General features: G+C 63.8%; 21 protein-coding genes. 18 read left to right on the forward strand and 3 right to left on the reverse strand.

Annotated features, from left to right (window positions below; translation table 11 throughout):
• Positions 1-27 precede the first annotated feature (27 nt).
• Genes fliN through motA form a run of 3 tightly spaced genes read right to left on the reverse strand, consistent with a single transcriptional unit; the run spans position 28 to position 2,294 of the window.
• Positions 28-417 carry a flagellar motor switch protein FliN gene (gene fliN / locus ACYG9V_RS28690; RefSeq protein ID WP_023671753.1) on the reverse strand — a complete coding sequence of 130 codons (390 nt, stop codon included), beginning with the start codon at positions 415-417 and terminating at the stop codon, positions 28-30.
• Positions 418-450: 33 nt separating this feature from the next.
• On the reverse strand, positions 451-1,383 hold the full coding sequence (locus ACYG9V_RS28695) for a FliM/FliN family flagellar motor switch protein (RefSeq protein WP_023671752.1): 933 nt from the start codon (positions 1,381-1,383) through the stop codon (positions 451-453).
• A 35-nt stretch (positions 1,384-1,418) separates the two neighbouring features.
• The gene (gene motA / locus ACYG9V_RS28700) at positions 1,419-2,294 is read right to left on the reverse strand and encodes a flagellar motor stator protein MotA (RefSeq protein WP_023691719.1); all 876 of its coding nucleotides are present in this window, start codon (positions 2,292-2,294) and stop codon (positions 1,419-1,421) included.
• 144 nt (positions 2,295-2,438) lie between these two features.
• Here motA and ACYG9V_RS28705 point away from each other — a divergent pair, with 144 nt between their 5' ends.
• The 18 genes from ACYG9V_RS28705 to ACYG9V_RS28790 all read left to right on the forward strand — a co-directional run bounded on the left by ACYG9V_RS28705 (position 2,439) and on the right by ACYG9V_RS28790 (position 18,313).
• Complete coding sequence (locus tag ACYG9V_RS28705; RefSeq protein ID WP_352762464.1) at positions 2,439-4,250, forward strand: DUF1217 domain-containing protein; 1,812 nt, start codon at positions 2,439-2,441, stop codon at positions 4,248-4,250.
• A gap of 7 nt (positions 4,251-4,257) precedes the next feature.
• A complete protein-coding gene (flgF, locus tag ACYG9V_RS28710) occupies positions 4,258-4,983 on the forward strand; it encodes a flagellar basal-body rod protein FlgF (protein ID WP_023671749.1) in 726 nt (241 codons plus the stop codon).
• A gap of 4 nt (positions 4,984-4,987) precedes the next feature.
• On the forward strand, positions 4,988-6,409 hold the full coding sequence (gene fliI, locus ACYG9V_RS28715) for a flagellar protein export ATPase FliI (protein WP_352762466.1): 1,422 nt from the start codon (positions 4,988-4,990) through the stop codon (positions 6,407-6,409).
• Positions 6,396-7,262 carry a hypothetical protein gene (locus ACYG9V_RS28720; RefSeq protein ID WP_031237708.1) on the forward strand — a complete coding sequence of 289 codons (867 nt, stop codon included), beginning with the start codon at positions 6,396-6,398 and terminating at the stop codon, positions 7,260-7,262. The genes fliI and ACYG9V_RS28720 overlap by 14 nt, the downstream gene beginning before the upstream one ends.
• 84 nt (positions 7,263-7,346) lie before the next feature.
• The gene (gene flgB, locus ACYG9V_RS28725; protein ID WP_023683310.1) at positions 7,347-7,727 is read left to right on the forward strand and encodes a flagellar basal body rod protein FlgB; all 381 of its coding nucleotides are present in this window, start codon (positions 7,347-7,349) and stop codon (positions 7,725-7,727) included.
• Between the two features lie 2 nt (positions 7,728-7,729).
• Positions 7,730-8,146: a flagellar basal body rod protein FlgC gene (gene flgC, locus ACYG9V_RS28730; RefSeq protein WP_352762468.1), complete on the forward strand. Its 417-nt coding sequence runs from the start codon at positions 7,730-7,732 to the stop codon at positions 8,144-8,146.
• On the forward strand, positions 8,146-8,481 hold the full coding sequence (locus tag ACYG9V_RS28735) for a flagellar hook-basal body complex protein FliE (protein ID WP_023673649.1): 336 nt from the start codon (positions 8,146-8,148) through the stop codon (positions 8,479-8,481). The genes flgC and ACYG9V_RS28735 overlap by 1 nt, the downstream gene beginning before the upstream one ends.
• Positions 8,482-8,493: 12 nt before the next feature.
• Complete coding sequence (gene flgG, locus ACYG9V_RS28740) at positions 8,494-9,282, forward strand: flagellar basal-body rod protein FlgG (RefSeq protein WP_352762470.1); 789 nt, start codon at positions 8,494-8,496, stop codon at positions 9,280-9,282.
• 6 nt (positions 9,283-9,288) lie between these two features.
• Positions 9,289-9,816 (forward strand): flagellar basal body P-ring formation chaperone FlgA, encoded by a 528-nt coding sequence (flgA, locus tag ACYG9V_RS28745; protein WP_023728374.1) that lies wholly within the window; start codon positions 9,289-9,291, stop codon positions 9,814-9,816.
• Positions 9,813-11,054 carry a flagellar basal body P-ring protein FlgI gene (locus tag ACYG9V_RS28750; RefSeq protein ID WP_352762472.1) on the forward strand — a complete coding sequence of 414 codons (1,242 nt, stop codon included), beginning with the start codon at positions 9,813-9,815 and terminating at the stop codon, positions 11,052-11,054. Before flgA ends, ACYG9V_RS28750 begins: the two co-directional genes overlap by 4 nt.
• Before the next feature lie 3 nt (positions 11,055-11,057).
• Positions 11,058-11,639: a MotE family protein gene (locus ACYG9V_RS28755; RefSeq protein WP_027049841.1), complete on the forward strand. Its 582-nt coding sequence runs from the start codon at positions 11,058-11,060 to the stop codon at positions 11,637-11,639.
• Positions 11,636-12,340, forward strand: coding sequence for a flagellar basal body L-ring protein FlgH (gene flgH, locus ACYG9V_RS28760; protein ID WP_023691727.1), 705 nt, complete (start codon positions 11,636-11,638; stop codon positions 12,338-12,340). Before ACYG9V_RS28755 ends, flgH begins: the two co-directional genes overlap by 4 nt.
• Before the next feature lie 17 nt (positions 12,341-12,357).
• Complete coding sequence (locus ACYG9V_RS28765) at positions 12,358-12,858, forward strand: flagellar basal body-associated FliL family protein (protein ID WP_352762473.1); 501 nt, start codon at positions 12,358-12,360, stop codon at positions 12,856-12,858.
• On the forward strand, positions 12,855-13,586 hold the full coding sequence (gene fliP, locus ACYG9V_RS28770; RefSeq protein WP_023686348.1) for a flagellar type III secretion system pore protein FliP: 732 nt from the start codon (positions 12,855-12,857) through the stop codon (positions 13,584-13,586). Before ACYG9V_RS28765 ends, fliP begins: the two co-directional genes overlap by 4 nt.
• A gap of 210 nt (positions 13,587-13,796) precedes the next feature.
• Complete coding sequence (locus ACYG9V_RS28775; protein ID WP_023683303.1) at positions 13,797-14,681, forward strand: flagellin N-terminal helical domain-containing protein; 885 nt, start codon at positions 13,797-13,799, stop codon at positions 14,679-14,681.
• A gap of 282 nt (positions 14,682-14,963) precedes the next feature.
• Positions 14,964-15,848 carry a flagellin N-terminal helical domain-containing protein gene (locus ACYG9V_RS28780; RefSeq protein ID WP_023683302.1) on the forward strand — a complete coding sequence of 295 codons (885 nt, stop codon included), beginning with the start codon at positions 14,964-14,966 and terminating at the stop codon, positions 15,846-15,848.
• A 194-nt stretch (positions 15,849-16,042) separates the two neighbouring features.
• Positions 16,043-17,683 carry a flagellar basal-body MS-ring/collar protein FliF gene (gene fliF / locus ACYG9V_RS28785; protein ID WP_023686350.1) on the forward strand — a complete coding sequence of 547 codons (1,641 nt, stop codon included), beginning with the start codon at positions 16,043-16,045 and terminating at the stop codon, positions 17,681-17,683.
• 3 nt (positions 17,684-17,686) lie between these two features.
• Positions 17,687-18,313 (forward strand): hypothetical protein, encoded by a 627-nt coding sequence (locus ACYG9V_RS28790; protein WP_023686351.1) that lies wholly within the window; start codon positions 17,687-17,689, stop codon positions 18,311-18,313.
• Positions 18,314-18,329 lie beyond the last annotated feature (16 nt).

An 18,329-nucleotide genomic window follows, 5' to 3' on the forward strand; every position in this document is an offset into this window, starting at 1 on the left:
CTGCTGAGACCGCATGTCGTCTAATCCTCAGGCGCTCTTGGCGGCAGCGATGATTTCGGTCAACCTGATGCCAAAGCGCGACGGATCGCTTTCCAGCACGGTGATTTCGCCGCGCGCGATCTTGCGGCCGTTGACCACGACATCGACCGGTTCGCCGATGCGCCGGTTGAGCGCCACCGTCGAGCCCTTCTGCAGCGCCATCAGGTCCGACACCGGCATTTCCGTACTGCCGAGGATGATCTGCACATCGACCGGGATGCTCATGATGATGTTCGAATTGGCGCCGGACGTGGCAGCCCGCAAGGCGGCGTCGGGGCGCTTTTCCTCCTCCTGGAGGACACCGCGCAATTCCTCGATGGCGCGGTCGAGCTGTTCGTCCGGCTGGTCGATATTGGCTTCCACCTTGGTCTTGGCCATCAGTCGTCTCCAAATGCTTGAGCTTGCCCGGCGTCAGCCCGGCATGAGCCCGTCGATAAAATCCTGACCGGCATCGTAAGGATGCCTGATCCGGACGGTGTAGTTCTGCCCGAGTTTGCCGAACTCGCAGACAAACAGCGTCTTGTCGCGCGCGCTCAGCTTGGCGTGCGACTGCGCGGTTTCCTCGAACTCGATGACCTGGCCCGGCTCGAAACCGGCGAGATCACCGAGCGTCAGGCGGGCCAGCGGCATGGTCGCTTCGAGCGTCACCGTCGAGCGCATGACCTCTTCGGAAAAACGTGCCCGCCAGTCGGAGGTCGTGCCTTCGCTGTCGTGGACATCGGCGATACCGCGTGTGGCCAGCAGGATGCGCTGCGGGATCATCACCGTGACCGTTCCGCTGTCGGTCGGCGTCGAGATGCCGAAGACGATGCGCACCGCCGCGCCATCGCGCAGCACGCGGCGCTTGGCTTCGCTGCCCGAAAGCGCCCGCGGCACCGGCAGCCGCAGCTCGAGCGAGCGCCGGCCTGATCCGTTCAACGCCTGCGCAACTTCCTGGAAGACCGTGGTCGCAACATCGGTCTCGATCTGCGACAGAGCGCGCTCGATCGGCGAAACCGGCTGATCCGGATCGCCGCCGAACAGCGCGCACACCATCACGGCGATGGCCGGCGCATCTGCCACCAGCGTCATCGCATCCGAAGACGTCGGCGATGCTATGATGGCCATGGCAAAGGCATCGCCGGCATTCGTGCGGGCATCGGGAACACGGCTGATCTCGACCGCGCGCAGGTCGACGGTGACCGGTGCGCCGAGTTCGCCGGCCAGGCTCTTCTGCAGCAGCGGCAGGGCGCGCTCGCCCATCGAGCGCCCGGTGCCGATGACATGAGCGGCCTCACCGCTGTCACCGACCAGACGCTCAATGATCAGCGAGCGGGCTTGCGAGGGGCTGCCAGGACTTGTCATGACGGCGTGCGGTCCTGTCTGTCGTCATGCATGGCTCAAGCCGCTTTCTTCTCGGCGGAAGCTGTGTTCATCGTGCTTTGCTCGACGGCATCGATCGTCGGCCGCTCATAGGACGAGATGGTCTTGCGACCGAACTCGATGGCCACCTGCGGCAGGGCGCCGTTCATGTAGGCAAGCAGCGTCTGCTTGACGATGATATAGAGGCGGTTCTTCTTCTCGCGCACCGTCTTGATCTTGGTGGCGACCGGCCCGACCACCGCATAGGACAGGAAGATGCCGAGGAAGGTTCCGACAAGGGCAGCGCCGATCAGGCCGCCGAGGATTTCGGGCGACTGGTCGAGCGCGCCCATCGCCTTGACCACGCCGAGCACGGCGGCGACGATGCCGAGCGCCGGCAGACCATCGCCCACCGCCACAAGCGCGTGGTAAGCCTTCATCTTGTCGGACTTGATGGTCTGGATTTCCTCGTCCATCAGCGCCTCGATCTCATGCGAGCGGGCATTGCCGATGATGATGATGCGGCAGTAGTCGCAGATGAAATTCGTCAGATCGTGATTCTTGAGCACGGTCGGGAATGCCTGGAAGATCGCCGATTCCTCCGGATTGTCGATATGTGCCTCGACCTCGCTGCGCGACTTCGAGCGCAGTTCGCGCATCAGGCTGTGCAGCACGCCCAACGTCTCCAGATAGTCGCGCTCCCTCGGCACCGCCTGCTTGAACGCTTCGAGGATACCCCTGCCGGTGTCCTTGACCGTCTTCATCGGGTTGGCGACGAGAAAGGTTCCAAGTGCGGCGCCGCAGATGACCACCGCTTCCCAAGGCTGCATCAGCACATGCAGATGGCCGCCCATCGCCATGAAGCCGCCGAGAACACAGCCGAGCGTCACCACAAGTCCGATCAGAATGCCCACGCCAGATCCTTCCGCATCACGTCAGGCCTAACCGATAGCCCCCGTGCCTTGTGTGAGGCTTGAATCATGCAAGGTGAGGCGATTCAGCCTCGCGCAAGCAAGTCCGCATAGTCTTGCTTTTGAAGCTGCGACCGGAGGCATGTCGTGTTGAGCACTTTTACCAGCTACCAGCTCATCGCCAGGGACATCCCCAAGGCGATCGACCGCATCGAGGCGGAGCCGATCACCAAGCGCGAAACCGACTACTATCTCGCGAACATCGGCAGCGTGAAATCGATCGACGATTTCGTCAAGAACGACCGGCTGTTCAAATATGCCATGAAGGCCTTCGGTCTCGGCGACATGGCTTACGCCAAGGCCTTCATGGTCAAAGCCCTGAAGGAAGGGGTGTCGGATTCCGACAGCTTCGCCAACAAACTGAGCGACAAGCGTTATGCCGAGTTCGTGTCGGCCTTCAATTTCGCCGCCCTGGGCCCTAATGCCACGAGCTACAATTCGGCACAGCAGGGCGTGACCAACAATTATGGTCTCCAGGTCTCGGTCGGCCCTTCGCAGAACGGCTTCACCTACTACAAGGGCGAAACCTCGTACTACCTGAGCAACATTTCCAACGTAAAATCGATCGACGACCTGATGGGCAACGATCGCCTGCTCACCTATGCGATGGCCGCGTTCGGCCTGGACGCCGACGCCGAGCCGGCTGCGACCGTGCGGGCCATGCTGGAAGGCGGCGTCACCGACCCGAACAGCCCCGCAAACACGTCGACAAACAAGGGCTATGCGGCTTTCGTCGCGGCTTTCGACTTTGCCCAATATGGCGACCAGGCTACGGCGCGCGACGCCGTCCAGCAGGCGGTGCCGAAGGCTGTGATCGGCGGAACCGGACTGTTGCTCGTCAAGCCGACCGCGCAATACATCAAGGGCGAGGCCGACTACTACGCAGCCAACATCTCCAAGGTGAAGTCCATCGAAGACCTGCTGAAGGACAAGCGCCTGCTGACCTTCGCCATGGCTGCCTATGGGCTTGATGCATCGACCCAGACGACGAAGCAGATCCGCACCATGGTCAATGGCGGCGTCACCGATCCGTTGAGTCCCGCCAATTTGTTGACCGACAAGAGCTACGCCAACTTCGTCAGCGCCTTTGATTTTGCCCAGTATGGCGATCAGACGACCACGCGCGACGCGGTGCTGAAGACCACGCCGAAGCTCTACACGACCGAGTCCAGTCTTGGCCTCATCAAGCCGAATGCGGACGCCGTCCAGGCCGAGACCAGCTACTACCTCGCCAACATCACCAAGGTGAAATCGGTCGACGACCTGATGGCCGACAGCCGCCTTTATAACTATGCTCTGTCCGCAAGCGGGCTCGATCCGGCGACCACCAACAAGGATCTCGTCCGTGATGTCCTTGAGGGCGGTGTCCGCGATCCCGCCAGTGTCGCCAACAAGCTCTCCAACAAGGCCTATGCCAGGCTCGCCACCTCGTTGAATTTCGAGGCCTACGGCGAAGCGGCAACGACCCGCAGCCCGTCGCAGCAGCCGGTGGTCGACAAATACATGCGCCAGACCCTGGAAGAAGACGCCGGCAAGACCAATGAGGGCGTGCGGTTGGCGCTCTATTTCGAGCGCAAGGCCTCGACCATCACCAACTGGTACGACGTGCTGGCCGACACGGCCCTGGCCAGCGTGGTACGCACCGCCATCGGCCTGCCTGATTCCTTCGCTGCCGCAGATATCGACAAGCAGGCGCAGGCCTTCGAGGCAAAGCTCGACCTCACCGATTTCACCGACCCGGCCAAGCTCGAGAAATTCCTCACCCGCTTCACCAGCCTTTGGGAAATCAATCATCCGACCTCGACCGCCCAGACATCGATCGGCGTGCTGTTTGCGCAGCCGACCACCGTCGGCATCTCGACCGATCTGATGATGGCCATGCAGAAACTGAGATTCTGAGAACACCATGCAGGACAGCCTTTACGTCGCCCTTTCCTCGCAGATCGCGCTTGAGCGCCGTCTCGACACCATCGCCGATAATGTCGCCAACGCCTCGACCATCGGCTTTCGCGCCACCGGCGTGAAGTTCGAGGATGTCGTCTCCGGCAGCGGCCCCAAATCGGTGTCCTTCGCCTCCTCCGGCAAGACCTATTTGTCCGGCGCGCATGGCGCGATGACGCAGACCGGCAACCCGTTCGACTTCGCCGTCCAGGGCGATGCCTGGTTCGGCATCGACACCCCGGCCGGCACCGTGATGACGCGCGACGGACGCTTTTCGATGAACGAGAACGGCGAGTTGATGTCGCTCGAAGGCCATCCGGTGCTCGACGCCGGCGGTGCGCCGATCCAGCTCGACCCGCGCGACGGTCCGCCCAAGGCGGGCGCCGACGGCTCGCTGCGCCAAGGCGACAAGCTTGTCGGCGCCATCGGCCTGTTCAATTTCGACCCCGGTCCGAACTTCGTCCGCTACGGCAATTCTGGCATCGTGCCCGCGCGTGCGCCGGAGCCGGTCACGGACCGTTCCGATCTCGGCGTCGCGCAAGGCTATGTCGAGGAATCCAACGTCAATCCGGTGCTCGAAATGACGCGCCTGATCATGGTCCAGCGCGCCTTCGAGAACACCGCTGCGCTGATGCGCCAGACCGACGCCTCGACCGACGACGCCATCAAGACGCTCGGCTCCAAGTCGTAGCAGCATGTCGAGCAGCAAATCATCGATACGCGCGCTTGAACGGCAACCGGAGACAGCACCGGAAAACCGGCTGGCTGCGCTGGAGCGGATCTGGCGCCGCTTCGATGACACCGAGACGTTGCTGCGGCGCGGCGGCCGTGTTTCGGAGGTTTCGCCAACGCATTACAAGGTGCGCGGCCTGTCTGAAGTCGCCAGGCTTGGCGACCTCGTCGAGCAGCGCGGCAATGCCGGCACGCGCCGCGGCGAGATCGTCAGGATCGGCCGCGACGAAGTCGTCATCGCCCCTTTCGAACGCAGCGCCGACGCCGGCATCGGCGACGCCGTGTTTCGCCGCGGCCCGCTGACGGTAACGCCGCATGCTTCGTGGCGCGGGCGCGCCATCGACGCGCTGACCCGCGTCATCGACGGCGGCCCGCCGCTGATCAGGATCGGCGAGGCTGCGAGCGGCGACGGCACAACGCCCGGCGCCATGGCGCGGCAGCGCGTCGGCACCGCCTTCACGACCGGGGTCAAGGTCATCGACATCTTCACGCCGCTCTGCCTCGGCCAGCGCCTCGGCGTCTTTGCCGGTTCCGGCGTCGGCAAGTCGACGCTGCTCGCTATGCTGGCCGGCGCCGACGCCTTCGACACCGTGGTCGTGGCGCTGATCGGCGAGCGCGGCCGCGAGGTACGCGAATTCCTCGAAGACACGATCGGCGCAGAGAGCATGGCCAAGACGGTCGCCGTCGTCGCTACCAGCGACGAGAGCGCCATGATGCGCCGGCGCGCGCCGGATACCGCCATGCGCGTTGCCGAACATTTTCGCGACCAGGGCCATCGCGTGCTGCTGGTGCTGGATTCGATTACCCGCTTTGCCCATGCGCTGCGCGAGGTAGCGACCGGCACCGGCGAGCCGCCGGTCGCCCGCGGCTATCCCGCTTCGGTTTTCACCGATCTGCCCAAGCTGCTCGAACGCGCTGGCCCGGGCGCTGAAGGCCCCGGTATCAAAGGACAGGGATCAATCACTGCCATCATCTCGGTGCTGGTCGACGGCGACGACCACAACGACCCGGTCGCCGATTCGGTACGCGGCATCCTCGACGGCCATGTCGTGCTCGACCGCGCCATTGCCGAACAGGGCCGCTACCCCCCGGTCAATCCGCTGTCGTCGATCTCGCGCCTCGCCGACAAGGCATGGAGCCCCGAGCAACGCATGCTGGTGACCAGGCTGAAGTCGATGATCTCGCGCTTCGAGGACACGCGCGACATCCGCCTGCTCGGCGCCTATCAGGGCGGCGCCGATGCCGAGCTCGATATTGCCGTGCGCCAGGCGCCGCTGATCTACGAGGCGCTGACGCAGTCGCCCAGGGATCGCGCCTCGAGCGACGCATTCTCCGACCTCGCCCGTCATCTGAAAGGCAAGCAAAGTGTCGATGCAGGAGACTGAGCTTCAGTACACCGAGCGGCTTTTGCGCGAGATGATCGCAGAGGCCAGTGCCGCCGAGGAAGCCCGGGCCAACGAAGCGAGAGCTGTCAGGGCAAAGGCCGATCTCGACAAGGCCGCCAAGGCTGAGGCCATTCTGGCCAGGGCCGCCAGGCCATTCTTGCCCAGGGTAGCCAGCGTAGTCGAGTCCACTGTGCCTCGCTTGGCCGAGCCTGCCTTGCCCAGCGTCGTCAAGCCTGAATTGCCAAGGACCCCTCGCGCCGGCCCCAAAGAAGCGATCGAGACCAGTCGTGACTCGCTTCTCGACGGGCTGTTCCCGGTCACCGAATGGCCGCAGCCGCCAAGGCCGCAATATCCCAGGCTCGACAAGAAATCCGACCGCCGCAGCGATATCGTCTTTGCCGCGCTCGGCATCACGCTTGGCCTGATCTGCGCGCTGTTTCCCTGGTATATCTTCTTCAATCAGGACCAGTTCGGCGTGCAGGCGATCAAGTTCGGCGGCAGCGGCACCAATGCAGGGCGGGTCAGCGGCGGCTCGCAGATGGAGAACAGCGGTCAGCCGCTGACGGCAAACGATGTTCCCGATGTCGACCTGTTCGCCACCGGCACGCTGCAGGACCCCGGGGACAAGACCCAGCCTCCCGGCGTCGACGAGCAGCCCTTCCCGGCGGATCCCAAATTTCGCATGGTTCATGTCGCCAATGGCCGCGCCATGATCGAGGACGATGCCGGCCTGTGGATTGTCCAGCGCGGCTCGAAGCTGCCCGACTCCAGCGTCGTCTCGTCGATCGAGCAACGCGGCGGCAAGTGGGTCATGGTCACCAGCACCGACCAGGTGATCGAACTCTCCAAATAGCGGCACACCGGCTTACGCCTGGCCCGCGCAAGGTCCGCGCAAGACTGGCAGCCTAGTCTTGTACGTACCAGCCTGGAGATCCCCATGGAGCCCGTCAATCTTTTCGATCTCGCCGCCAAGCAGTCGCAATGGCTGTCGGTGCGCCAGTCCGCCATTGCCGGCAACATCGCCAACGTCAACACGCCGGGCTACACCGCCGGCGATGTCGAGCCGTTTGAGAAGGTGCTCGACCGCACGGCAGTGTCGCTGACCGCCACCCAGGCAGGCCACCTCGGCACTGCCGCCACCAATGCCGGCTTCACGGTCAAGCCAGAAGAGACGACCGGCGCCATCATGCCCTCGAAGAACACGGTCGTGGTCGAGAACGAACTGATGAAGGCCGGCGAGGTCCGCCGCTCGTTTGAACTCAACACCGCGATCGTCAAGGCCTTCCATTCGATGATGATGATGGCGGTGAAGAGCTGACCATGGACGCTTTGACCTCAGCCCTCAAGATCGCCGCGTCCGGCCTCAGCGCCCAGTCTGACCGTTTGCGCGTCGTTTCGGAAAACCTTGCCAACGCGCAGTCGACCGGCAACACCCCGGGCGCCGACCCCTATCGCCGCAAGACCATCAGTTTCGTCTCGGAACTCGATCGTGCCTCGGGTGGCACGACGGCTGAGGTCAACTCCATCGACCGCGACCCCAGCGACTTTCCCGTCGAATTCCAGCCCGGCAACGAGGCCGCCGACGACAAGGGCTACGTCAAGATGCCCAATGTCAACGTGCTGGTCGAGATGGCCGACATGAGCGAAGCCAACCGCTCCTACGAAGCCAACCTTCAGGTCATCAAGCAGGCGCGTGATCTGATCTCCATGACCATCGACCTGATGAGGAACCAGTAATGATCAGCGGCATTGGCGGTATCGGATCGCTTCCCCTCAAGCCGGAGATCGGCGGCGCCGATACCACGACCGACCTGTTCCAGGGCACCAGGGCGCCGATGGCCGGCAGCGAAATCGGCACCACCTTCGCCGAAGCGCTGAGCCAGGCTGCTTCAAAGACCGTCAACACCTTGCAGAATGCCGAGCAGGTGTCGATCCAGGCGCTGAGGGGCGACGCCGACACCCGCCAGGTCGTCGACGCCGTCATGAGCGCCCAGCAGGCCCTGCAGACCACGATCGCCATTCGCGACAAGGTCGTCTCCGCCTATCTCGAAATCAGCCGTATGGGCATCTGAGGAGAACTTGCCGTGAAAGCACTCGCCATCGCAGCGACCGGCATGAATGCCCAGCAGACAAATCTGGAAGTTATCGCCAACAACATCGCCAACATCAACACCACCGGCTACAAGCGCGCGCGCGCCGAATTCTCCGACCTGCTCTACCAGGTCGACCGCACGCAGGGCGTGCCCAACCGCTCCAATTCATCGCTTGTGCCGGAAGGCGTGTCGATCGGCCTCGGCGTCAAGACGACGGCGGTGCGCAACGTCCATACGCAGGGCGAACTGACCTCGACCGGCAACAGTTTCGACATGGCGCTGACGGGCCGCGGCTGGTTCCAGATCGAGGGCGGCGACGGCGGCACACTCTACAGCCGCGCCGGCGCCTTCAACACCAACGCCACCGGCCAGCTGGTGACCGTCGACGGCGCCAATGTCATCCCGGCCATCACCGTGCCGACCGATGCCATCGAAGTTGTCGTCAACAAGACCGGCCAGGTCTTTGCCCGCATCGACGGCCAGACCGACCTCCAGCTGCTGGGCCAGCTGCAGCTCGCCAACTTCGCCAATGAAGCAGGCCTGGCGCCGCTCGGCGACAATCTGTTCCAGGAGACGCCGGCCTCCGGCCCGGCCAATGTCGGCGTGCCCGGCGATCCCGGCTTCGCCTCAGTCGAGCAGGGTTATCTCGAGGGCTCCAACGTCGATCCGGTCAAGGAAATCACCGAGCTGATCTCGGCGCAGCGCGCCTATGAGATGAACTCCAAGGTCATCCAGGCCGCCGACGACATGGCCTCCGTCGTGTCCAAGAACATCAGGTAAGATTTGATGGTCTCTCCGGCCTTCCGCTCCGCGCTTTGCCGCACCGCGCTGATCCTGGCGCTGGTGGCCGGCGGTGTGCCGGCGTTTGCCCAGGAGAGCGCAGACCAGCAGACCAGCACCCAGGTCGCGAGCAGTCAGGCGACCGGCGAGATCGTTCTGATCCCCAACCGGGTTATCTATCCCGGCGAGATGATCGATACCGGCGCGCTGAAACCGGTGACGCTGCTCCCCGGAAAGCACAGGCCGGATGCGGTCGCCACGCAGGCCATGGAACTCCAGGGCAAGGTCGCCAAGCGCACGCTGCTGCCCGGCCGCTATATCCCGGTCGCCGCCATCCGCGACGCCTGGCTGGTCGAACAGGGCGCCGACGTGCAGGTCTATTTCATCGCCGGCGACCTCACCATTTCGGCCACGGCGGTGTCGCTGCAGCCGGGTGCCGCCGGCGATTTGATAAAGGTCCGCAACACAGACAGCGGCAAGATCTTTTCCGGCACGGTGATGGCTGACGGCACCATCCGGGTCAGCGCGTCATGAGACGCGGAGCTGCCCTTCTGCTCGCGGCCGTTGTCGGCCTGCAGCCGGTGCTGGCCGACGGTCTTACGCCGAAGCAAAAGCGCGATCTTGCCGGCCAGAATGGCGGCGCTATTGTCGATCCCGAATACGATCCGGCCACCACCAACCGCATGTTCAGGGTCTCCAACGGCCCAGGCTCTCTGCCACCCGGCCAGGTCGCATCGCGCATCAAGGACATTGCGCAGCTGCAGGCTTCGCGCGACAACCAGCTCGTCGGCTACGGCCTCGTCATCGGCCTCGCCGGATCGGGCGACAGCCTGCGCAATTCGCCCTTCACCGAACAGTCGATCCGCGCCATGCTCGAAAATCTCGGCATCGCCACCGAAGGCGGCAGCGCGCGGGCCAAGAACGTCGCCGCCGTCATCGTCACCGCCAACATGCCGCCTTACGTGCAGTCGGGCGCCCGCATCGACATCGACGTCTCCTCCATGGGCGACGCCACATCGCTTGCCGGCGGCACGCTGATAATGACGCCACTGAAGGCGGCCGATGGCGAGATCTATGCTGTCGGGCAAGGCTCGGTCATCGTTTCCGGCTTCACTGCCCAAGGCGATGCCGAAAAGCTGACGCAGGGCGTGCCGACGGCCGGCCGCGTGCCCAACGGCGCCATCGTCGAGCGCACTGTGCGCGCCGAATTCGAGGACCAGGCGCTGCTCACCTTGCAATTGCGCAACCCCGATTTCTCCACTGCCGTCCGCATCGCCGACGCCATCAACGGCTACACCTCGCAACGCTTCGGCATGCGCGTGGCGGCGGAGCGCGATGCACGCACCGTGCAGATCAGGCGGCCGAAGAATGTTTCGGCGGCGCGCTTCTACGCCGAGATCGAGAATTTGGTGGTCGAGACCGACACGCCGGCACGCGTCGTCATCGACGAACGCACCGGCACCATCGTCATCGGCAACGAGGTCAAGATCTCGCGGGTGGCGATCAGCCACGGCACGCTCACCGTGCGGATCACCGAACAGCCGAAGATCGTCCAGCCGGAACCGTTCTCCAAGGGCGTGACAGCGGAGGAACCCTTCACCACCATCGATGCCACGCGGCCTGACGCCCGCGTCAATGTGCTCGACGGACCGAACCTCGAAACGCTGGTGTCGGGCCTCAACCGTCTCGGCGTCAAGCCGGACGGCATCATTGCCATTTTGCAAGGCATCAAGTCGGCCGGCGCTTTGCAGGCCGATCTGGTTCTCCAATAGACCATGCCGATGATCGATTTCTTTTCCCAAAAGCAGCACCGCCGCAGCGCAGCCTTGGCAGCTTGCGTCATCGCCGCCACCGTCCTTGCCGGCGGCACTGTCCGCGCGGAAGAAGCGGTGCGGCAGGTTCTGCCTGGCGGGCAACAGCCGGCGGCAGTGCAGCAGCTGGTCCGCGAGAAGGTGCCCGATGAAAGCGAGATCCAGCGCTTCTGCTCCAACATCGCCGACGCCGCCCGCGACCGCCGCTACGCGCTGCAGGCCGAAGAGCTGAAGCAGCTGCAGGCCGGCATCGACCTGCGCATGAAGGCGCTGGACGACAAGCGCGCCGAATACGAGCAATGGCTGAAGCGGCGTGAAGTCTTCCTGGCCCGCGCCGAGGATGGCGTCGTCAAGATCTATGCCGGCATGAAACCGGATGCCGCGGCCGAGCGCCTGGCCATGGTCAACGCCGATCTCGCCGCCGCCATCCTGATGAAACTCGATTCGCGCAAAGCCGGCGTCATTCTCAACGAAATGGACCAGAAGGCAGCGGCCACGCTCACCGGCATCATGGCCAGCGCGGCCCGAAGGGTAGATCCGTCATGAAGTCGCATATTCTCGCCCTGGTCGCCACGGCTTCACTTGCCGGATGCGCCTCCGACCCCAGGGAGATCGGCAGGGAGCCGGCGCTGTCGCCGGTCGGCACCGGCATTACCGGCAGCGTCAATGCGCCCTACTCCTATCCCGAAACGCCAGCCGCGCCGGTGAAGAAATTCTCGCTGTGGGACGACCGCCAGAGCCGGCTGTTCACCGACCCGCGCGCGCTGCGCGACGGCGACATCCTGACCGTCAGGATCAAGCTCAACGACAAGGCCAACTTCAAGAACCAGAACGATCGCAGCCGCACCGCCGGGCGCAAGCTCGGCTATGACGTCAACCTCGGATGGGAAGGTGCCACCACCAGCGGCAAGGGCGACGCGGGGCTGAGCTCCACCACCGAAACCAATGCGGACGGCGAAATCAAGCGCTCGGAGAACCTCGAGCTCAACGTCGCCGCCGTCGTCACCGAAGTCCTGCCCAACGGCAATCTGATGATCCGGGGCTCACAGGAGGTGCGCGTCAATTACGAGCTCAGAGTGCTGACCATCGCCGGCATGGTGCGTCCATCCGATATCGGCGCTGAAAACACCATCTCTTATGAACGCATCGCCGAGGCGCGCATCTCCTATGGCGGCCGCGGCCGCGTCAGCGAAATCCAGCAGCCCGCTTACGGTCAGCAGATCCTCGACCAAGTTCTCCCCTTTTAGGACTGGAGAACGGCGCCGTGGCAAATGTCGAACAGGTTCAGCAAAAAAAGGGCCCGTCGCTTGTCATCCAGCTTGCGATGCTGCTGGCGGTGACGGGCGCCGCGATCGGCATGGGCTGGATGTCCGGCGGCTATCTGAAGGGCGTCGGGGGACCGGTGCCTGTGCCCGCCGCACCGGAGAACCAGTCCAATGCCGAGCAACCGAGCAAGGCGGCCGAACATGCTCCCGGCACCGGGCCGACGCTTGTCCAGCTGGCGCCGATCACCACCAATCTGGCTTCGCCTGCTGACACCTGGATAAGGCTGGAAGCGTCGGTGGTCTACGATGCGCCGCAGCCGCCGGAACTTACCGAAAGCATTCACCAGGACCTGCTTGCCATGGTCCGCACCCTGAAGATGCATCAGATCGAAGGCGCCAGCGGCTACCAGCATTTGAAAGCCGACCTCGAGGAGCGCGCCGCAGTCCGCAGCGGTGGCCATGCCAAACAGGTTCTGATCAGGACATTGCTGCTCGAATGAGAAAACTCGTCCTCGCCGCCGCGATCGTCGTCGCCGCCACCTCTGTCGCCGCCGCCCAGCAGCTCGATCTCGGCGGCATCGGCAAGGCCGACGGCGCCACCGTCGGCTATATCATCCAGATGTTCGGTCTGATCACCGTGCTGTCGGTGGCGCCGGGCCTGTTGATCATGGTGACGAGCTTCACCCGCTTCGTCATCGCCTTCTCGATCCTGCGCGCCGGCATCGGCCTGCAGTCGACGCCGGCCAATCTGATCCTGATCTCGCTGTCGCTGTTCATGACCTTCTACGTCATGGCGCCGACCTTCGACCAGGCCTGGAACACCGGCGTCAAGCCGCTGATGGACAACCAGATCAGCCAGACCGAGGCGTTCGAAAAGATTTCGGACCCGTTCCGCACCTTCATGCTGCACAATGTCCGCGACAAGGACTTCGACCTGTTCGCCGATCTCGCCCGCGAACGCGGCCAGGTCGTTGCCAGGGACACCGTCGACCTGCGCATCCTGGTGCCGGCCTTCATGATCTCCGAAATCCGCCGCGGCTTCGAGATCGGCTTCCTGATCGTGCTGCCGTTCCTCGTCATCGACCTGATCGTCGCCACCATCACCATGGCCATGGGCATGATGATGCTGCCGCCGACCGTCGTTTCGCTGCCCTTCAAGATCCTGTTCTTCGTCCTCATCGACGGCTGGAACCTGCTTGTCGGCAGCCTGGTGCGCTCCTTCACCTGACCGTCCGCGCGCCCTTGGCGCCTTGCTAAAATTTTATGCAATATATTTCCGGTTAACCGTCCCGTTTAGCCCTTTGGTAGGGACTTGCCCGCATATTGCTCGCAGATGGCGGGTGATCGGGTCTCACGATCATTGGCATGATGCCGCTCCGTCATACCGGAAAAGCCGGTATGTCAAAAACACCCTGTAAAAATCAAGGTACGAGTAGCCATGTCCAGTATCATGACGAACGCCTCGGCGCTGACCGCGCTGCAGAGCCTGAACAACACCAACAAATCCCTCGAGCAGACGCAGGCCCGCATCTCGACCGGCTACCGCGTTGCCACCGCTTCCGACAACGCCGCTTACTGGTCGATCGCGACCTCGATGAAGTCCGACAACAAGGCCAACTCGGCCGTGCAGGACGCCCTCGGCCTCGGCGCCGGCAAGGTTGACACCGCCTACACCGCCATCAACGACGTCAAGGACCAGGTCGACCTGATCAAGACCAAGCTGGTCACTGCCCGTAGCGCCTCGAAGGAAGACCAGCAGAAGATCGCGACCGAAATCAACGCCATCCAGGCGCAGATCAAGTCCTCGGTCGCCAACGCCAACTTCGCCGGCTCGAACCTGCTGCAGAACGACGCTGCCGCTGCGTCCGACCTGAAGATCGTTGCGGCTTACAACCGTACCGGCGCGACCGTCACCATCGACACCATCGACGTCAAGGCTGCCGATACGCAGGTTCTCGATGTCGCCGGCACGGGCGGCATCGTCGGCGGCCTGCTCGCCGCTGCCTTCTTCGACCCGAGCACCACGGCGGTTACCCCCGCCGCCATCGACACCGCGCTCGGCACTGTTGAAACCGCGCTTGCCAAGCTGTCCACCGGCGCTGCCTCGCTCGGCGCCGCCAAGTCGCGCATTGACACCCAGAAGAGCTTCCTGTCGAACCTGTCGGACTCGATCGACAAGGGCGTCGGCGCTCTGGTCGACGCCGACATGAATAAGGAATCGACCCGTCTGCAGGCCCTTCAGGTCCAGCAGCAGCTCGGCATCCAGGCGCTGTCGATCGCCAACGGCAACTCGCAGTCGATCCTGTCGCTCTTCCGCGGCTGATCTCTCGACATTACGACTGACACCATCCGTCGGGCCGCGCCAACAGCGCGGCCCGATTTCTTTTTGCGGCTGTTGATTGTCTTGCTGAATGGCTGCCGATTTTTGCTCTTGGCCAGCGCCCTGAATGGCTTGGTTTAACAGGCCGTTAACCATATCCCGGTAGTCATGGTTAACCATTCCATGGCGGGCAGACCATACGGTCGATGGGCTTATGCCTACCCCCTTGATGAAGTTGATCCGGCGTGTTCGGGACACGCCAGTGTTTGAAAAGGGGTAAATATCTTGGCTAGCATCATGACGAACGCTTCGGCTCTGACCGCGCTGCAGAGCCTGAACAACACCAACAAGCAGCTTGAAACCACCCAGTCACGCATTTCGACCGGCTACCGCGTCGCCACCGCCAGCGACAACGCCGCCTACTGGTCGATCGCCACCACGATGAAGTCCGACAACAAGGCGCTTTCGGCCGTTCAGGACGCGCTTGGCCTCGGCGCCGGCAAGGTCGACACCGCCTACACCGCCATCACCGACATCAAGGACCAGGTCGACCTGATCAAGGCCAAGCTGGTCACTGCACGCAGCGCCAGCAAGGACGACCAGCAGAAGATCGCCACTGAGATCAAGGCTATCCAGGACCAGATCAAGTCGTCGGTCACCAACGCCTCCTATGCCGGCTCGAACCTGCTGCAGAACGACGCTGCTGCGACCTCCGACCTGAAGATCGTCGCGTCCTATAACCGCACCGGCACGACCGTCGCCATCGACACCATCGACGTCAAGGCGGCCGACACGCAGGTCCTCGATCTTCCCGGCACCGGCGGCATCGTCGGCGCTCTGCTGGCGACGACCTTCTTCGATCCCAGCACAACCCAGGTCCTTCCGGCAGCCATCGACACCGCACTTGGCGCCGTTGAAACGGCGCTTGCCAAGCTGTCCACGGGCGCTGCCTATCTCGGCGCCGCCAAGTCGCGCATCGATACCCAGAAGAGCTTCCTGTCGAACCTGTCGGACTCGATCGACAAGGGCGTCGGCGCGCTGGTCGACGCCGACATGAACAAGGAATCGACGCGGCTGCAGGCCCTACAGGTCCAGCAGCAGCTCGGCATCCAGTCGCTGTCGATCGCCAACGGCAACTCGCAGTCGATCCTGGCGCTGTTCAAGCAGTAAGCCTGACCCGGCTTTCTCCTTCTTGAATTGAAGGGCCGCGCCGACAGCGCGGCCCTTTCGCTTTGTGGCTGTGTTTTGACGCATGTCGTTGACCCGGAACCGCTGCACACTTCCGGGCGACATGCTCTATCATCTTCGCACAAGCTTCGCGGTCTAGTGTTCCCACGGAATATCATGCTGGGAGCGCTTGAATCGTGCCGCAACAGATCCAGAGCATCATCTCGAATCTCAGGGCATTTGGCGTCAGGCGCCTTGCCATGCTGGCCGGCATTGCCGCGCTGGTGATGGCCGTCATCGGCATCGGCTCGGTCTATCTCAACCGCCCGGCCTATGAGACGCTCTATGTCGGGCTCGATCGCTCCGACGTGAACCAGATCGGCCTGGTGCTCGGCGAAGCCGGCATCGGCTTCGACGTCGGCTCCGACGGCACCTCCGTGCTGGTGCCGGCCGGCACCACCGCGCAGGCGCGCATGCTGCTCGCCGAAAAGGGCCTGCCGACCAGCGCCAATGCCGGCTACGAACTGTTCGACAATGTCGGTTCTCTTGGCCTGACCTCCTTCATGCAGCAGATCACCCGCGTGCGCGCGCTGGAAGGCGAGATCGCCCGCACCATCCAGTCGATATCCGGCATCAAGGCCGCCCGCGTTCACATCGTCATGTCCGAGCGCGCCAATTTCCGCCGCGACGAACAGCAACCCTCCGCCTCGGTGGTCATCCGCTATTCCGGCATCGACGCCGAAAAGAGCGCCATGTCGATCCGCCATCTCGTCGCCGCCGCCGTGCCGGGCCTGTCGGCCGACAAGGTTACCGTGCTCGATTCCAACGGCAACCTTCTCGCCGCCGGCGACGATCCCTCCAACACAAGTGCTGCCCGCACGCTCGGCGTCGAGCAGACCGTCGAGGCGCAGATCGGCGACAACATCCGCCGCGCGCTGACGCCTTATCTCGGCCCCGACAATTTCCGCGCCAGCGTCAAGGCCGATGTCAACACCGACACCCGCCAGACCGAAGAGACGATCTTCGATCCGGAGTCACGCGTGGAGCGTTCCGTGCAGTCGGTGCGCGCCAACGAAAACAGCAATCAGAGGCAGGCCTCGACCCCGGCCACCGTCGAGCAGAACCTGCCCGAGACCCAGGCGACCAGCACCGATGGTCCGCAGACGTCATCGGAGAATGATCGCAAGGAGGAGATCACCAATTACGAGATCAACTCCAAGAAGATCGCCACAGTCTCGAACGGCTATTCCGTCACCAAGATGTCGATCGCCGTCGTCGTCAATCAGCAGCGGCTGATGACCATCCTCGGCAAGGACGCAACGCCCGAGCAGATCGCCAAGCGCGTTGCCGACATCCAGAAGATGGTGGCTTCGGCCACTGGCTTCGACGACAAGCGCGGCGACATCATCGATGTCTCGGCCGTCGAGTTCATCGACGGGCTCGACGGCGAGGCGGTCGAACAGCCGGGCATAATGGCGTCGATCGGAACCCATGCCGGTACGATGATCAACGCCGGCGCTTTCATCGTCGTGGTGTTCCTGGTCGCCTTCTTCGGCCTGAGGCCGATGGCCACCGCGCTGAGCGCGCGGCCGACGCCGGCACTTGCCGGTCCGAGCTTCGACGACGTCCAGCGTTCACTGCCGACACCCGAAGCCGCCAGCGCCGAACAGGCGCCGGCTGCCTTGCCCGGCAGCCGCCCAGGCCCGACTCCACTCGACGATCTTCGTCAGAAGATCAGGCCGGCGCCGCAGGAGCGGCTTGCCCGCATGGTCGACATCAATGAGGAGCGCACCGCGCAGATCCTGCGCAAATGGGCGGCCCAGGAAGCAGCGGTATAGACCATGGCCTCGGCAGCGCTTTTCGACCTTTTGCCGGATTTCGGCGCACGCAGCCAGCGTGCCGGCCAGCCCTCGCTCGCCGCCATGGCCGAGCCAAGGCCGGAGACGTCGGCGCCGCAGGCCGACATCGGCGCGCTGATCGCCGAAGCGGTCATCGATGCCGAAGCCGCCCTTGAAGCCCGCCTTGCCATCGCCCACCAGGCAGCGCTCGAGGCGCAGAGACAGGCCAACGCCGATGAAGCAAAGGCCTTTCTAGAAAGTTTCGGCGGCGATCTCGGCGCGGTCGTCACTGCCCGTATCGAGATCATGGAGGCCAAGGTCAGCGACCTCGTCGGCGCCACCATTGCGCGCATCATTGGCGGCCTTGTCAGCGACGATCTGCAGAAGCGTTCGCTGGAAACCCTTGCCGGCACGATCCGCGAAGCCGTCGGCGACAGCGAGGCGGTGCGCATCGCCGTGCGCGGACCGCTGTCATTGTTCGAGACGCTGAAGGCTTCGCTCGGCCCACGCGCGGCCAATCTCGATTTCGTCGAGGCACCCGGCTTCGACCTTACCGTCGCCATTGACGAGGCGGTGTTCGAAACCCGCATTGCCGAATGGTCGGCCGCCTTGTCCGAGGCCCTATCATGAGCGAGGGCCCTCTTAT

The sequence above is a fragment of the Mesorhizobium sp. W016 genome, assembly GCF_054719485.1.

Coding starts and splice junctions, on each gene's coding strand:
- fliN (WP_023671753.1), bottom strand. CDS start 417: ATGGCCAAGACCAAGGTGGAAGCCAATATCGACCAGCCGGACGAACAG.
- ACYG9V_RS28695 (WP_023671752.1), bottom strand. CDS start 1,383: ATGACAAGTCCTGGCAGCCCCTCGCAAGCCCGCTCGCTGATCATTGAG.
- flgF (WP_023671749.1), top strand. CDS start 4,258: ATGCAGGACAGCCTTTACGTCGCCCTTTCCTCGCAGATCGCGCTTGAG.
- fliI (WP_352762466.1), top strand. CDS start 4,988: ATGTCGAGCAGCAAATCATCGATACGCGCGCTTGAACGGCAACCGGAG.
- ACYG9V_RS28720 (WP_031237708.1), top strand. CDS start 6,396: ATGCAGGAGACTGAGCTTCAGTACACCGAGCGGCTTTTGCGCGAGATG.
- flgB (WP_023683310.1), top strand. CDS start 7,347: ATGGAGCCCGTCAATCTTTTCGATCTCGCCGCCAAGCAGTCGCAATGG.
- flgC (WP_352762468.1), top strand. CDS start 7,730: ATGGACGCTTTGACCTCAGCCCTCAAGATCGCCGCGTCCGGCCTCAGC.
- ACYG9V_RS28735 (WP_023673649.1), top strand. CDS start 8,146: ATGATCAGCGGCATTGGCGGTATCGGATCGCTTCCCCTCAAGCCGGAG.
- flgA (WP_023728374.1), top strand. CDS start 9,289: ATGGTCTCTCCGGCCTTCCGCTCCGCGCTTTGCCGCACCGCGCTGATC.
- ACYG9V_RS28750 (WP_352762472.1), top strand. CDS start 9,813: ATGAGACGCGGAGCTGCCCTTCTGCTCGCGGCCGTTGTCGGCCTGCAG.
- ACYG9V_RS28755 (WP_027049841.1), top strand. CDS start 11,058: ATGCCGATGATCGATTTCTTTTCCCAAAAGCAGCACCGCCGCAGCGCA.
- flgH (WP_023691727.1), top strand. CDS start 11,636: ATGAAGTCGCATATTCTCGCCCTGGTCGCCACGGCTTCACTTGCCGGA.
- fliP (WP_023686348.1), top strand. CDS start 12,855: ATGAGAAAACTCGTCCTCGCCGCCGCGATCGTCGTCGCCGCCACCTCT.
- ACYG9V_RS28775 (WP_023683303.1), top strand. CDS start 13,797: ATGTCCAGTATCATGACGAACGCCTCGGCGCTGACCGCGCTGCAGAGC.
- ACYG9V_RS28790 (WP_023686351.1), top strand. CDS start 17,687: ATGGCCTCGGCAGCGCTTTTCGACCTTTTGCCGGATTTCGGCGCACGC.